Source organism: Streptococcus sp. LQJ-218 (assembly GCF_003428885.1).
Taxonomy (GTDB): Bacteria; Bacillota; Bacilli; order Lactobacillales; family Streptococcaceae; genus Streptococcus.
Map to the genome: position 1 here is coordinate 37,156 of NZ_QQRU01000009.1, position 14,756 is coordinate 51,911.

Here is a 14,756-nt window from a genome sequence, read left to right on the forward strand (position 1 = left end):
TATTATAAAATTTCTACAAAAAAAGAGAGCCGAAACTCTCTTTTTATCTTCTTTTACTTTTATGGACCGACATGAGGGTAATATCTCGCAAGCTAAAGTATGCTAAGAAGAGCATGGCGATTGCGATAAAGAATTCTGTCGGTAGCTGAAGGATTTGCAGGACAGATAACATGATCAAAATCAAAAGTGCTACAAAAGCAAGGACGACAAGGACGATATTAACTGTCCCTTTAATGCTTTCTGGTGTCGCAAATACATAGAGTAGCAATAAGAGGAGTCCTATGATTAAATAAACCATCTTTATCTCTTTCTAGCTCTTATTCGGCTGATTTTTTCTTCTTGTTAGCTTTCTCACGCTCTGCCTTGTTAAGGATTTGTTTACGCAAACGGATAGACTCAGGCGTCACTTCCATGTACTCATCGTCGTTCAAGAACTCAAGAGACTCTTCAAGTGTCAAGATACGAGGTGTCTTGATAACAGCTGTTTGGTCCTTAGTAGCTGAACGAACGTTAGTCATTTGTTTCGCCTTAGTGATATTAACTGTCAAGTCATTTTCACGAGAGTTTTCACCGATAATCATTCCTTCGTAAACCTCAGTACCTGGGTTGACAAAGATCGTACCACGTTCTTCGATAGACATGATTGAGTAAGTTGTAGCCTTACCAGCATCAATAGAAACAAGGGCACCACGGTGACGTCCACCAATTTCACCTGCAATCAATGGCAAGTATTGATCGAAAGTATGGTTCATGATACCGTAACCACGAGTCATTGACAAGAACTCAGTTGAGTATCCGATCAAACCACGCGCTGGCACAAGGAAGACCAAGCGAGTTTGACCATTACCAGTTGAAATCATATCCAACATTTCACCCTTACGTTCAGAAAGGCTTTGGATAACAGATCCTTGGTATTCTTCTGGAGTGTCGATTTGAACACGTTCAAATGGCTCACATTTCACACCGTCAATTTCTTTTACGATAACTTCTGGACGAGATACTTGAAGTTCATAACCCTCACGACGCATTGTTTCGATAAGGATTGACAAGTGCAATTCTCCACGACCTGAAACTGTCCATTTATCTGGTGAATCAGTTGGGTCAACACGAAGGGAAACGTCTGTTTGCAATTCTGCCTGCAAACGTTCTTCTACCTTACGAGAAGTCACCCATTTACCTTCTTTACCAGCAAATGGTGAGTTGTTGACCAAGAAAGTCATTTGAAGAGTTGGCTCATCGATGTGTAGGATTGGAAGAGCTTCAACTGCGTCTGTCGGAGTAATAGTTTCACCGACAAAGATATCTTCCATACCTGAAACGGCAATCAAGTCACCTGCTTTGGCTTCTTGGATTTCACGACGTTCCAAACCAAAGAAACCGAAGAGTTTTGTAACACGGAAGTTCTTGGTTGTACCATCCAATTTAGAAAGGGTAACTTGGTCACCAACTTTAACAGTACCACGGAAAACACGACCGATACCGATACGTCCAACGAAGTCGTTGTAGTCCAAAAGTGACACTTGGAACTGCAAAGGCTCATCTGAGTTATCTACTGGAGCTGGGATATGGTCGATAATCGTGTCAAAGATTGGTGCCATAGTCGCTTCTTGGTCAGCTGGATCATCTGACAATGAAGAAGTTCCGTTGATCGCTGAAGCATATACCACTGGGAAGTCAAGCTGGTCATCATCAGCACCAAGCTCGATGAAAAGTTCCAAGACTTCGTCCACTACCTCTGCTGGACGAGCTGATGGTTTGTCGATTTTGTTAACAACCACGATTGGGACAAGGTCTTGTTCCAAAGCTTTTTTCAATACGAAACGAGTCTGTGGCATGGTTCCTTCGTAGGCATCTACGACCAAGACAACACCGTCAACCATTTTCATGATACGTTCAACTTCTCCACCGAAGTCCGCGTGTCCTGGTGTGTCCATGATGTTGATACGAGTTCCGTTGTAGGCAACGGCTGTATTTTTAGCAAGGATGGTAATTCCACGCTCTTTTTCGATATCGTTTGAGTCCATAGCACGCTCAGCCAATTCAGTACGTGCATCAAGCGTTTCTGACTGTTTCAATAATTCGTCAACGAGGGTTGTTTTACCGTGGTCAACGTGGGCGATAATCGCAATGTTACGGATATCTTCTCTTAATTTTGTCATGATTTCCTCTATAATATTCAAAATTTATTTTCTAACTGAACGATTATACCATAATTTCAGGTAAATAACATAACTCAAGCAAGTGTAAATGTTTTCACACCGCTTTTCTTTTCACGTCAAGCCTTTTCAAAGCAAGCGACTTATGATAAGATAGGCACAGTATGCGTTTAGATAATTTATTAGCCCAAGAAAAAGTTAGCCGAAAGGCCATGAAACAAGCCTTACTAAAAGGGGAAATTTTAGTCGATGGTTACCCAGCCCGCTCCCTAGCTCAAAATATCGATACAGGACTACAGGAACTCCTTTTTCAGGACCAAATCATTCAAGGCTATGAGCACACCTATCTTATGCTTCATAAGCCTGCCGGTATCGTGACAGCCAACAAAGACAAGAAACTTCCAACCGTCATGGACCTGCTATCACCTGACACCCAGTCTGACAAGCTCTATGCCATCGGCCGACTGGACCGAGATACGACAGGCCTCCTCCTCTTGACCGATAACGGACCTTTGGGCTTTCAACTCCTTCATCCCCAATATCATGTCGATAAGACTTATCAAGTTGAGGTTAATGGATTTCTGACACCTGACCATATCCAAGCCTTTCAAAAGGGAATTGTCTTTTTAGATGGTACTGTCTGTAAACCTGCAAGACTAGAGATTCTTTCTGCAAGTCCTTCCCTCAGTCAAGCCTCTATCACCATTTCAGAAGGAAAATTTCATCAGGTTAAGAAAATGTTCCTCTCGGTTGGTGTTAAGGTGACCTCCCTCAAACGTACTCATTTTGGGCCTTGGAGCTTGGATGAAAACCTGCAAGAGGGAGACTATCGTCTCCTAAACTCAGAAGAGCTGACAAGCATTCGTGATTTTCTCAGAAAAAGTGGTTAAAAAATGAGCTTGGGAACATCCAAGCTCGTTTTCTTATTTCTCAACTTTGACTTTCCCTTTCCAAGAATCCAAACCATAAGAAAGGATATAAATCTCAGAAAAACCTTGTTTTTTTAAGTAAAGGGCTACATTGGTCACTCGTTGTCCGCGTTGGTTTTCGTAGAGAAGGACAGGTTTATCCTTGCGAAGAGCTGCAAGGCTTGACTTCAACTGATTTGAAGGAATATTGCGAGCTCCGAGGATATGTTTTCTGTGAAATTCTGCTGGTTCACGGACATCAATCAATTGACCCGTACGAATCAAGGCTTCAAACTCCTCATTATCTACAATTTTAGCCGCACGGCGAATACGAAGATAGTTAAAGCCCATCCACGCCAACATCGCTAATATAAGTACCAACAAAATCCAAGTAACCATTAGTTCTTTTCTCCATTTTTCTCAATATAATCCAATTCTATCTTGTGCTCTCTGCGAAGAACTGCTTCTGCCTCTAGATAGTCTAATTTGTCCATCAACCCTGCATCGTAAATCCGAGAGAGTTCCAACTTCATCAGTTCAATATCATATAAGCGTTTTCCCATGTAAACAATAATACCAAATCGTTTGAGGAATTGCTGCACATCATAGAATGTTTTCATAAGACTCATTCTAACAAAATTTTGTGTTTTTTTCAAGAAGAGACTCACACAATGCTCCTGATTTTCCTATCATCTTTGGCGATTCTGATGCAAGTATGGTACAATAAAAATATGAGAATTCAACAATTACACTATATTATCAAAATCGTCGAAACAGGCTCCATGAATGAAGCCGCCAAGCAGCTCTTTATCACTCAGCCTAGTCTTTCCAATGCAGTAAGAGATTTGGAAAATGAAATGGGCATTGAAATCTTTATCCGCAATCCCAAGGGGATCACCTTGACCCGTGATGGGATGGAGTTTCTCTCTTATGCCCGTCAGGTTGTCGAGCAAACTCAGCTTCTTGAGGAACGCTATAAAAATCCTGTCGCCCACCGCGAACTCTTTAGCGTTTCGTCTCAACACTATGCCTTTGTGGTCAATGCCTTTGTATCGTTACTTAAAAAGAGTGATATGGAAAAATATGAGCTCTTCCTTCGTGAAACTCGTACTTGGGAGATTATTGATGACGTCAAGAATTTCCGTAGCGAAGTCGGTGTCCTCTTTTTAAACAGTTATAACCGAGATGTTTTGACCAAGATGCTAGATGACAACCACCTACTAGCTCACCATCTCTTCACAGCCCAGCCCCATATCTTTGTCAGCAAGACCAATCCTCTGGCCAAAAAAGACAAGGTCAAACTATCTGATTTAGAAAACTTCCCTTACCTCAGCTATGATCAAGGAACTCACAACTCCTTCTACTTTTCAGAGGAGATTCTTTCTCAAGAGCACCACAAGAAATCCATTGTGGTTAGTGACCGTGCTACCCTCTTTAATCTCTTGATTGGTTTGGATGGTTACACCATTGCGACAGGGATTTTGAACAGCAACCTCAACGGAGACAATATCGTTTCTATCCCACTGGATATTGATGACTCCATTGAGCTGGTCTATATCCAGCATGAGAAAACCAGTCTATCTAAGATGGGCGAACGCTTTATCGACTATCTATTAGAAGAAGTCCAGTTTGATAGTTGAGAAATAATAAGAACCAATATGTAGGCTAGCAACAACCTGCATATTGGTTCTTTTTATTTATAATTAAAAGTTTCCCCTGCCAACTTATCAGCTAGCTTAGGAAAGAGAGTATAAAACTTATGGGCTAAGTTCAACAAAACAGGAAGATTAAGATCTCGTTTATTTTTTCCTATAATCTTGACAATCTTTTTAGCCACTGCATCTGGTTCTAAGAGAAATCGGTCAACAGACTTGAGATAGCTGCCATCTGGGTCTGCCTGGTCAAAAAATCCTGTGCGGATTGGACCTGGATTGACTGTTGTCACATAGACTCCATAGGGCATGAGTTCGAGGCGCAGAGCATTTGAAAAACCAATGGCCGCAAACTTAGTGGCTGAGTAGAGACTAGACTTGCCAGTAGCGATCAAACCTGCCATGCTGACGATGTTGATGATATGGCCTTTTCCTCTCTCCTTCATGCGAGCTCCAAGGCGACGAGACAGGTTCATCAGGGCAAAGGTATTGACCTCGAACATCTGATGAATATCTTGGTCAGAAATCTGGTCAAATTCCTCAAAAATCCCGTAACCAGCGTTGTTTATCAAGACATCAATCTTGCCATAACGGAGATAGAGGTCTGCTACCAGAGTTTCTAGGGCTGAATCATCGGTAATATCAATTTCAATCAATTCTGCATGGGGATGGTTGCCGTAGAGTTGGACTAATTTTTCCTTATTTCTACCAAGCAAGATGAGTTGGTCATTTTGCAGAAGTTTGACCATTTCTTGGGCTAGACCACCACTAGCTCCGGTAATGAGAATAGTAGACATACTGTTCCTTTCTCAAACTTTTAGATTTCCACTTCTTCCAAGTCTTTAACCACATGGACATTTTCAAAAATGCTAGCAGCATCTTTCTTGAGCTTGCTGATATCTTTTGAGAGGAAACGGGCACTGATATGGTTGAGTAAGAGGCGTTTAGCTCCTGCTTCTACTGCCACCTGCGCTGCCTGCATATTAGTAGAGTGACCATGGTTGCGAGCAATTTTTTCATCACCCTTGCCATAAGTCGATTCGTGAACTAGGACATCTGCATTGACAGCCAGACGCACACTGGCATTGGTTTTTCGAGTATCACCCAGAATAGTGATAATCTTACCAGGACGTGGCGCTGAGATATAGTCAGCTGCCTTAATTTCAGTCCCATCTTCGAGAACCACATCCTGACCGTTTTTGATTTTTCCAAAAAGTGGGCCAAATGGGACGCCAGCCTCCTTGAGTTTTTCAGCATCCAAGGTTCCCTCAAGATCCTTTTGCATGACACGGTAACCAACGCAGAAAATAGTGTGATCCAACTCCTCTGCATACACAACGAATTTATCGGTCTCAAGGATTTTTCCTAGAGAATCTTGGTCAAACTCATGAAAATAAATACGGTAAGGCAGGCGCGAACCTGACACACGAAGGCTGGTTAAGACAAAGGACTTGATCCCTTGCGGGCCATAAATTTCTAAATCTGTCTGCTCTTCATTAGCTTGAAAGGCACGACTAGAAAGAAAACCTGGCAAGCCAAAGATGTGGTCTCCGTGCAAGTGGGTGATAAAGATTTTGCTGACCTTTCGTGGTCGAATTGTCGTTTCCAGAATGCGATTTTGCGTTCCTTCTCCACAGTCAAAGAGCCAAACTTCGTTAATCTCGTCCAAGAGTTTCAGGGCAAGGCTTGAAACGTTGCGGGCTTTAGAGGGCTGACCAGCCCCCGTTCCTAAAAATTGAATATCCATTCGATACTTTCTAATTAATCAATATATAACATAGCAGTTCTATTTTCCGAGCGGTAATAAAATTTGCCAGAAAAAGCTTTAGCTTCTTGTAGTAAATCCTCTTGGCTGTAGCCTTTGAGTCGCTTTCTTCCATCTGCCAAGGTTTCCAAATCTGTCAAAGCTGTGAGATTTTCAACATTAACAACTTCCTCGTCCCCGACAGCCTTCATGTAAATTTTCCCAGACTCCTCAAAAACTAGCTGATGAGGAAAAATTTGCGCAATTTCAAAGAGTAATTCATCTGTAATGGTTTCCTTGTGTTCAGAGAAAATCCGACCAAGTCCTTCTTTCTCGTAGCAAAAACCAAAGGATTTACCAGACAGATTAAGCCGAATAAAGGGTTTGCTTTCTTCCGTGAAATTTGGCTCAGCATTGTAGAGGTTTAATTCTTTACTGACTTCCGCAAAATAATCGGTCGCAGCCTCGGGACTCTTTTTCTGGTAAAGTTCTGCAAAGTAGGCATTCACTACGCTGGGTGGAGGAGTGATAAGGGCTAGCTGTTCCTCGTCAGACCTACCAGCTAAAAGCTGATCCAGATAGACCTTGTCTAGACTTGTATAGCCTCCATATTTTAGAGCCAACGTTTTAATATCAGTCATAAAATTCCTCTAATCTCCATTTATTTTTCTCAGAAATGAAGCCTGTGATGACTTCGCCGTCATCTTGGTAGTCACGTTCTTCTAGGATAGCAACACTCTCCAAATCATGAATCTTGTAAGACTTAGAAAAAGGCACGTGCAAGGTAAAGGCTTCAAAAATATCCTTGATTTTCTCTAAAAATAGTGCCTGCAAATTTTCACGACTATCCTCGGATTTAGCAGAAATGAGGGCATAAGGCGTTTGAGTAGGTGTGAAATCCTCCACCAAATCCGCTTTATTATAAAGGGTCAGGCGAGGAATATCCTCCATGTCCAAGTCTTTCATGATGGAAAGAACTGTTTTTTCATGCTCTTCGTGGTAAGGATTGCTAGCATCGATAACATGAACCAGAAGGTCCACATGCTTGCTTTCTTCCAAAGTCGACTTAAAACTGGACACCAATTCGGTTGGTAGGTCTTGAATAAATCCAACGGTATCTGTCAAGGTTACCTGTAAATTGCCACCAAGATGGATGCTCTTAGTCGTCGCATCCAGAGTCGCAAAAAGCTCGTCAGCCTCATACTGGGTCTTGCTAGTCAAGGTGTTCATGATGGTTGATTTACCAGCATTGGTATAACCAATCAAACCAATCTTAAAGGTGCTCGATTCCAGACGTTTTTCTCTGACTGTCGCCCGATTTTTCTCAACCACCTTGAGCTGGCGCTCGATATCTGTGATCTGATTGCGAACACTACGACGGTTCAGCTCCAGCTGACTTTCACCGGGACCACGGGAACCAATCCCCCCTGCCTGACGGCTGAGCATAATCCCTTGACCAACCAAACGAGGCAAGAGGTATTTGAGCTGGGCTAGGTGGACTTGGAGCTTCCCTTCATGGCTTCGAGCTCGCATGGCAAAGATATCCAAAATCAACTGCATACGGTCAATGACCTTAACACCGAGAACTTCCTCTAAATTAACATTTTGTCGAGGTGTCAGACGGTTATTGACGATGACTGTCGTGATTTCTTCTGCGTCCACCATTTGAGCTATTTCTTCCAACTTACCAGAACCGACGAAGGTCTTGGAATCGTATTTTTCACGTTTTTGTCTGTAACTATCGACTACAACTGCACCAGCCGTCTTAGCCAGACTGGCCAATTCTTCCATGGAGAGATCAAAATTATCCATGCCCTGGAGTTCAACTCCAATCAGCAGGACCCGCTCCTCTTTTTTCTCCGTTTCAATCATTTAAAAACTCCTCTATCCGGCTTAAAATGCGGTCTTGCACACCAGCTTCTCCAATCTGATAAAAGGTCACCTGCATGCGATTACGGAACCAGGTCAACTGACGCTTGGCAAATCGGCGAGTTGCCTGTTTTAGGCTGTCACTAGCTTCTTCCAAAAACTGCTCTCCACGAAAATAAGGAAAGAGTTCCTTGTAACCAATCCCTTTAGCAGCCTGAACATCTGGATAATGGTCAAAGAGCCACTTAGCTTCGTCTAGAAGTCCAGCTTCAAACATCAGGTCCACTCGGTGATTGATACGTTCATAAAGTTGACTACGTTCATCATCCAAACAAATAATCAGTGGTTCATATAAGGTCTCTTGATTTTCCAAATTCTGACCAAAATGAGCAATCTCCAAGGCACGCATGGCACGACGACGATTAAACTGAGAAATTTCAAGGCCTGCTTGCTCTACCAGATGAGCTAATTCCTCATCTGTATAGGGCTCCAAGCTAGCTCGATAGGCTAAAATCTCTTCATGGGGGGTCTCCCCACCCAGGTGATAACCTTCTAGCAAACTCTGGATATAAAGTCCAGTCCCACCAGCGATAATAGCAAGCTTGCCACGGCTGTGAATATCCTCAATAGCTAACTTGGCTTCTGAAACAAAATCAAAAGCCGAGTAAGACTCGGTTACCTCTCTAACATCGATTAAATGATGAGGAACAGCTGCCTGCTCTTCTTGACTAGCCTTTGCCGTTCCGATATCTAGCCCTCGATAGACTTGTTGGCTATCGCCACTAACCACTTCACCATTAAAACGCTTTGCAACTTCAATGGCTAGGGCTGTTTTTCCAACTGAAGTCGGTCCAACAATCACAATTATTTTTATTTTCATCTTTTTTCCTTGAAAAATTTCCATTTTTTCGTTACTATTATTATAACTATTATAACACAAAAAGGTCAGTCAGAAAAATGTGACCTCTTGAGGAGGCTGGCTGATTGAAAATATAAAGGAGGAAGACTCATGGCTAAAGGATTTGGTAAAGGTCTTGTAACAGGTGTAGCAGGAACTGTTGCTGCCGTTGCAGGTGCAGTATACACTTTCAAAAAGAAAGTGATTGAACCAGAAGAGCAAAAAACAGCTTTCATCGAAGAAAACCGTAAGAAAGCAGCTCGTCGCCGCGTATCACGTTAAGAAATAAAAGAAGTTGGGATTCATTGTCTCAACTTCTTTTTCTATTCTTTTATACTCAATGAAAATCAAAGAGCAAACTAGGAATCGAGCCTGGTTTGAAGAGATTTTCGAAGAATATTAAATAGCTAGGTCAAACTTCAACTGTGGCTTGACAGGGTCATAATCTACCAACTCAAAATCCTCTGCTTTAATATCAAAGAAATTGGTCTTGTCTGGTACATTCAAGACCAAACGTGGTTGGCAATTTGAAGGCTCACGACGAAGCAATTCCTGAGCTTGTTCAAATTGATTGTCATAGATATGGAGGTTATTGATAAAGTAGAAAAACTTTCCAACTTTCCAGCCAAAATGCTTGGCAATCATCATTTGAAGAGCTACGTACTGCATAGCGTTGATGTGGTGGGCGACCAGCATGTCATTCGAACGCTGAGTCAAGGTCGCATCCAGATAGATTTCTCCATCAACACGGCGGACATCAAACATGGTCTGAAAGGCGCATGGCAGCAGCCCTTCTGTTTCTTCGAAAGCTTGATAATCCCAGAGCGATATGATATTGCGGCGATTCCAAGGATTGGCTTCCAACTGTTTGAGAATCTTGTTAATGATGTCGTGTTTCTTTACCACAGCCCCATAACGCTCGCCGATTGTCCCTGTATCTCCCACTTCCCAGTCATTCCAATAATGAACATTGTATCTATCATTTAGAACTTCCAGACTATTTGATTGATCTTGGTAAATCCAAAGCACTTCTTTAATAGCTGATTTAATAGCGATAGGACGCAAAGTTGTGATGGGGAATTCACCCTTAGACAAATCATACTCTGCAAAGGCCCCTGTGATGTACTTGGAGTTAGCTACCGTTCCATCCTTGTACTTAGGACGCGCCTGCTCAGAAAAGACACCTTCATTCAAGATTCGCTCGATATTTTCTTTAAAAATTGTATCTGCTTTTGTCATTCTCTCTCACCTCATTTATTGTCCTAACTAGTATAGCATAAAAAAAGAAAGGAAGAAAATCACTCGCTTACAGAAAGCAATTTTCTCCTTTTTTATTTTACTGTAATACAAGTGATGCTGCTCCGATAACTCCAGCGTCATTTCCTAGTGTTGCAAGAGCTAATTTTGTTGATGTGCGTACTTGTGGGAAAGTATTTTCGTCGTAGACTTTTTGAACACCTTGTAGAAGGAATTCTCCCGCAGCTGACACACCACCACCGATAACAATTGTTGATGGGTTTAGGATTGAACCAATGTTAGCACAAGCGATTCCCAAGTAACGTGAGAAGTTACGGTAAACGATCAAAGCAAGGTCGTCTCCTTCTTTTGCCAAATCAAAGACAGTTTTAGCTGTTACTTCTGCTCCGTCATCAATCAAGCGTTTCAACTCTGCATCGCCTTCGTATTCATCTGCGTAACGACGAGTCAAATTAACGATACCTGTCGCTGAAGCTACTGTCTCAAGACAGCCTTTTTTACCACAAGTACATGCGATTGGTTGGTCAAAGTCAACTGTGATGTGTCCAAGTTCACCAGCAGCACCTGCAACACCGTGAAGCAATTTACCTTCTGCTACGATACCGCCACCAACACCTGTACCAAGTGTCATAAAGACAACATCTGGTTGGTTGTCACCAGCACCCATCCAACGCTCACCAAGAGCTGCCACGTTGGCGTCATTGTCGATAAAGAATGGAATCCCCAAGGCTTTTTCCATTTTTTCTTTGATTGGTTGAAGAGTTTTCCAGTTCAAGTTGTAGGCACCGATAACAGTCCCTTTTTCACGGTCAACCACACCAGGTGACCCCATACCAATTCCACGGAAATTTTCAGCAGACAATCCAAGCAAGCCCAATCGGTGTTGAATCGTTTCAATCATTTCGTCTACGATATGGCTTCCTTCATCCAAAATGTTTGTCTTAATAGACCATTTTTCTTGGATTTCTCCTTCTTGCGTTAAAATAGCGAACTTGATAGAAGTTCCACCAAGGTCAATCCCAATAATCTTTTGACTCATCGTCTTCTCCTTATTCTTAATTGAAAATGCTTACACTACTAGTATAACAAAATCTGCCAATCAGTGCAAAGGTTTGCATTAACTTTCTAGATTTTATCCTTACTTATGGTTTCCATAGACCGGAAGCATCTACATAGTAACGGCCTCCATCAACTCGCTCATTTTTAGCCATTTTACCATCTGATTTCAAATAGTAATTTCCTTGCCATGCATTGCGAGCGTATGAACCATCTGATTTCAAGTAATACCAGGCTTGGTAAGAAGAGTCATAAACCCACTCACCTTGGGCCATTTTACCGTTTGATTTAAGATAGTAAGCTCCTTGCCATGCATTTTTTGCATAAGAACCATCTGATTTCAAGTAATACCAAGCTTGATAAGAAGAGTCATAAATCCATTCACTCTGTGCCATTTTCCCATCAGCTTTCAGGTAATAGCTTCCCTGCCAAGCATTTTTCACTGGATTTCCATTTCCATCAAGGTAATACCAAGCACCATCCTGCTTAACCCAACCACTTGTTGTTGCTGAACTTGTGTTAGTTTGAGCTGTCGTTGATTGTTTTGCTTTGAAGGCACCCTTTGGAGCATTTTTCAATTCGCAAGCCACACCATCATGATCGCGGTCTAACTTGGCAGAATAACCAGGTTCTCCCTCGTGAATATCTGCGTATCCATTCGCCTAGGCTTCTTTACAACTAGAAAAATGAATGTTTTCTTCTGCTAACACTGGTTGTGAAAACAAGGCTAAAACTGGCAAGGTAGCCAGACTCATTTTTAAAAATAGACGTTTGTTCATTTCTTTCTCCTATAAGGATGTTATCGATTTCAATATTATTTTATCAAACTTATTTCAGCAATTCAAGGAAAGATTTAATCTGTTCAGCAAACTCTTTTGGTTTAACCTCATTCAAGACATGAGGACCATCAGGGATAATCTGAAACTGAGAATTTGGCATCAGTTCTTGAATAGTTTTCATTGAACTGAGATTAGGCTTATCCTGACTACCACAAATTAACAAGCTTGGATGGGGACAATTCCGTACAATCTCTCTTAAATCAAGTGTCTTCAATTCCTCAGAAACTTCGACCATAAGAGCTTTGTCTGCTCCCTGTTTTTCAAATACTCTTTTGGGAAGTAATTTAAATATCAGCAACTGAAGATAAAATAGGATATTCCCTGCTAATTTTAGTGGGCATCCTGATAGAACCAAAGCTCGGAGATTTGGCAAATCGTAACTAGACAGTTCTAGTGCCAGGGCAGCACCTAAGGACAATCCAACCAAAACAAAAGGTTCTGTCTTTTTAGATAGTTGCTGATAAACTCGCTCCTTGGCCTTTTGATAGCTGCTAACTTCAGAAGGAAATAACTCGATAGCCTCAGAAGGATAATCTGTCAGTAGATTCCGAACTTCTTTCCAACTCTCTGCTGACTGCCCTAGCCCGTGCAAAAATATCAGTTTCATCTAGTTCTCCTGTATGATTAGCTCATATAAACCTCTCACTGCATTACAGCCGTAAATAACTTCTGCTTGGGCTAAATCTGCCAAGGTCAAGGTTTTCTCTTCTACCTGTCCTATTTTCAGCAAATGTTGACGATAAATTCCTGGCAAGATCCCAAGTTCGATAGGCGGTGTGTAGAGTTTTCCAGCAATTTTCAGAACCAAATTTCCAATAGAGGTTTCAAGCAGTTCTCCTGACTTATTGTGGTAAATTTTCTCTTGTTCCCCTAGGCTCAAATGCGGTCTGTGAGTCGTTTTGAAGTAGGTAAAGGCTTGTTGTAAATTCGCCTCCTGAAGACAAAGTTTTGCTTGGCAGAAGGTCGGATTAAGAGGTTCCAATACTTGACGACTGAGTTCTATCTTTCCAGATTTGCTAAGAGAAATACGCAAGCGGTAATCTTGATTAGCATCACAAGCCTGACACTCTTCTTTTATTTTTTGTTTCAAGTTTTCTGAATCAAATGGAAAGGCAAAATACCGACTAGCTTTTCTCAGCCTTTCTATATGTTGATTCTCAAACAGCAAGCACTTCTGGCTGATTTTTCCAGTTGTAATCAGTTTGAAACGAGCCTGTTTACGATAGAGAACAGCTGCCTTTTGATGAACCTCGCGGTATTCAGATTCCCAAGTGCTATCCCATGTAATGCCTCCGCCAACTCCATAGATAGCTTTCCCTTGATGCAGTTGAATGGTCCGAATGGCCACATTGAAAATCCGTCGCCCATTTGGAAGCAAAAGACCAATCGTTCCACAGTAGACTCCACGTGGTTGGGGCTCTAAGTCCTTAATGATTTCCATAGTCGCAATTTTCGGAGCTCCTGTTATGGATCCACAAGGAAAGATAGAACGGAAGATTTCAACAAGGTCAACTTCCTCTCGCAACCGACTCTTGATAGTCGAAGTCATCTGCCAGACAGTCGAATACTGCTCTACCTGACACAGACGCTCCACATGCTCACTTCCCACTTCGGAAATACGGTTCATATCATTGCGCAAGAGGTCCACAATCATCATATTTTCAGACCGATTTTTAGGATCCTGCTCCAACCAACTAGCTTGGGCAAGGTCTTCTTGGTCAGTCACTCCACGCTGAGTCGTTCCCTTCATTGGTCGCGTTGTCAACTCGCGACCATCTTGCTCAAAAAAGAGCTCTGGGCTCATGGAAATCACTGCCATCTCATCATGTTCAACATAGGCATTGTAACCAGCCTCCTGCTCAACCACCATGCGATTGTAGATGGCAAAAGGATTAGCACTTAAGTCTTGCTTGAGTTGGACGGTGTAGTTGACTTGATAGGTGTCTCCCTGCCGCAAATGATGATGTATCTGGGCAATCGCCTTTTCATAGTCCTCTGCAGACGTTACTTCCTGCCACTTTGAAGGCAGATCAATCTTATCATAAGTCAGAGGAATAGGGGAAGTTTCCACCCTATCGTGAACAGTAAAGTAAAGCAAATACTCGTCCAATAAAGGTGCCTTGTGAACTGCTAATTTCTCCTCAAAAGCAGGTGCAGCCTCGTAGCTGACATAGCCCACCACGTAATAGCCTTGCTCTTGGTAGCTCTCCACTTGTGCCAGCAAGTTTGCCACTTCTGCTAAATCTCTCGTTTTTAACTCTTTAATCGGCTGGGTAAAGGTGTATCTCTCCCCCAAAGATCTAAAATCAATCACTGTTTTTCTATGCATATTTCAAGTATAGCATAAAAAGGCAGATTCAGACAAAACTGATCTACC

The 14,756-nt window shown here is 42.1% G+C and carries 16 protein-coding genes and 1 pseudogene; 3 read left to right on the forward strand and 14 right to left on the reverse strand.

The window, feature by feature from the left end; translation table 11 throughout:
- Positions 1-43: 43 nt before the first annotated feature.
- Positions 44-298, reverse strand: a complete 255-nt coding sequence (locus D2908_RS08465; RefSeq protein ID WP_117306344.1) for a DUF3165 family protein — start codon at positions 296-298, stop codon at positions 44-46.
- 19 nt (positions 299-317) lie between these two features.
- Positions 318-2,159: a translational GTPase TypA gene (gene typA, locus D2908_RS08470; protein ID WP_117306346.1), complete on the reverse strand. Its 1,842-nt coding sequence runs from the start codon at positions 2,157-2,159 to the stop codon at positions 318-320.
- A gap of 161 nt (positions 2,160-2,320) precedes the next feature.
- Here typA and D2908_RS08475 point away from each other — a divergent pair, with 161 nt between their 5' ends.
- A complete protein-coding gene (locus tag D2908_RS08475) occupies positions 2,321-3,046 on the forward strand; it encodes a 16S rRNA pseudouridine(516) synthase (protein WP_117306348.1) in 726 nt (241 codons plus the stop codon).
- A gap of 33 nt (positions 3,047-3,079) precedes the next feature.
- Here the strand turns inward: D2908_RS08475 and D2908_RS08480 are convergent, their stop codons facing one another.
- Both D2908_RS08480 and D2908_RS08485 read right to left on the reverse strand, forming a co-directional pair.
- Positions 3,080-3,463, reverse strand: coding sequence for a rhodanese-like domain-containing protein (locus tag D2908_RS08480; protein ID WP_117306350.1), 384 nt, complete (start codon positions 3,461-3,463; stop codon positions 3,080-3,082).
- Positions 3,463-3,732, reverse strand: coding sequence for a YqgQ family protein (locus tag D2908_RS08485; protein ID WP_165847481.1), 270 nt, complete (start codon positions 3,730-3,732; stop codon positions 3,463-3,465). Before D2908_RS08485 ends, D2908_RS08480 begins: the two co-directional genes overlap by 1 nt.
- A gap of 63 nt (positions 3,733-3,795) precedes the next feature.
- Here D2908_RS08485 and D2908_RS08490 point away from each other — a divergent pair, with 63 nt between their 5' ends.
- A complete protein-coding gene (locus tag D2908_RS08490) occupies positions 3,796-4,704 on the forward strand; it encodes a LysR family transcriptional regulator (protein WP_001222593.1) in 909 nt (302 codons plus the stop codon).
- A gap of 53 nt (positions 4,705-4,757) precedes the next feature.
- Here D2908_RS08490 and D2908_RS08495 read toward each other — a convergent pair whose 3' ends face one another.
- From D2908_RS08495 to miaA, 5 genes are read right to left on the reverse strand one after another with little or no spacing between them, the layout of a single operon-like run.
- Positions 4,758-5,513 (reverse strand): SDR family oxidoreductase, encoded by a 756-nt coding sequence (locus tag D2908_RS08495; protein WP_117306352.1) that lies wholly within the window; start codon positions 5,511-5,513, stop codon positions 4,758-4,760.
- A 20-nt stretch (positions 5,514-5,533) separates the two neighbouring features.
- Positions 5,534-6,463, reverse strand: a complete 930-nt coding sequence (gene rnz, locus D2908_RS08500; RefSeq protein ID WP_117306354.1) for a ribonuclease Z — start codon at positions 6,461-6,463, stop codon at positions 5,534-5,536.
- Positions 6,464-6,477: 14 nt separating this feature from the next.
- On the reverse strand, positions 6,478-7,101 hold the full coding sequence (locus D2908_RS08505; protein WP_117306356.1) for a cystathionine beta-lyase: 624 nt from the start codon (positions 7,099-7,101) through the stop codon (positions 6,478-6,480).
- The gene (gene hflX, locus D2908_RS08510; protein WP_117306358.1) at positions 7,094-8,332 is read right to left on the reverse strand and encodes a GTPase HflX; all 1,239 of its coding nucleotides are present in this window, start codon (positions 8,330-8,332) and stop codon (positions 7,094-7,096) included. The genes D2908_RS08505 and hflX overlap by 8 nt, the downstream gene beginning before the upstream one ends.
- Positions 8,325-9,209, reverse strand: coding sequence for a tRNA (adenosine(37)-N6)-dimethylallyltransferase MiaA (gene miaA / locus D2908_RS08515; protein ID WP_117306360.1), 885 nt, complete (start codon positions 9,207-9,209; stop codon positions 8,325-8,327). Before miaA ends, hflX begins: the two co-directional genes overlap by 8 nt.
- A gap of 129 nt (positions 9,210-9,338) precedes the next feature.
- On the opposite strand from miaA, the gene D2908_RS08520 reads away from it, so the two are divergent.
- A complete protein-coding gene (locus D2908_RS08520; RefSeq protein ID WP_049496579.1) occupies positions 9,339-9,509 on the forward strand; it encodes a DUF3042 family protein in 171 nt (56 codons plus the stop codon).
- A gap of 117 nt (positions 9,510-9,626) precedes the next feature.
- Here D2908_RS08520 and D2908_RS08525 read toward each other — a convergent pair whose 3' ends face one another.
- From D2908_RS08525 to pabB, 5 genes and pseudogenes are all read right to left on the reverse strand, one after another.
- Positions 9,627-10,466 carry a thymidylate synthase gene (locus tag D2908_RS08525; protein ID WP_117306362.1) on the reverse strand — a complete coding sequence of 280 codons (840 nt, stop codon included), beginning with the start codon at positions 10,464-10,466 and terminating at the stop codon, positions 9,627-9,629.
- 97 nt (positions 10,467-10,563) lie between these two features.
- Complete coding sequence (locus D2908_RS08530) at positions 10,564-11,523, reverse strand: ROK family glucokinase (protein WP_117306364.1); 960 nt, start codon at positions 11,521-11,523, stop codon at positions 10,564-10,566.
- Between the two features lie 109 nt (positions 11,524-11,632).
- Positions 11,633-12,319, reverse strand: a pseudogene (locus D2908_RS08535) (N-acetylmuramoyl-L-alanine amidase family protein); the annotation flags it as partial.
- 49 nt (positions 12,320-12,368) lie between these two features.
- Complete coding sequence (locus D2908_RS08540) at positions 12,369-12,986, reverse strand: alpha/beta hydrolase (protein WP_117306366.1); 618 nt, start codon at positions 12,984-12,986, stop codon at positions 12,369-12,371.
- Positions 12,987-14,708, reverse strand: a complete 1,722-nt coding sequence (pabB, locus tag D2908_RS08545; RefSeq protein ID WP_117306368.1) for an aminodeoxychorismate synthase component I — start codon at positions 14,706-14,708, stop codon at positions 12,987-12,989.
- Positions 14,709-14,756 lie beyond the last annotated feature (48 nt).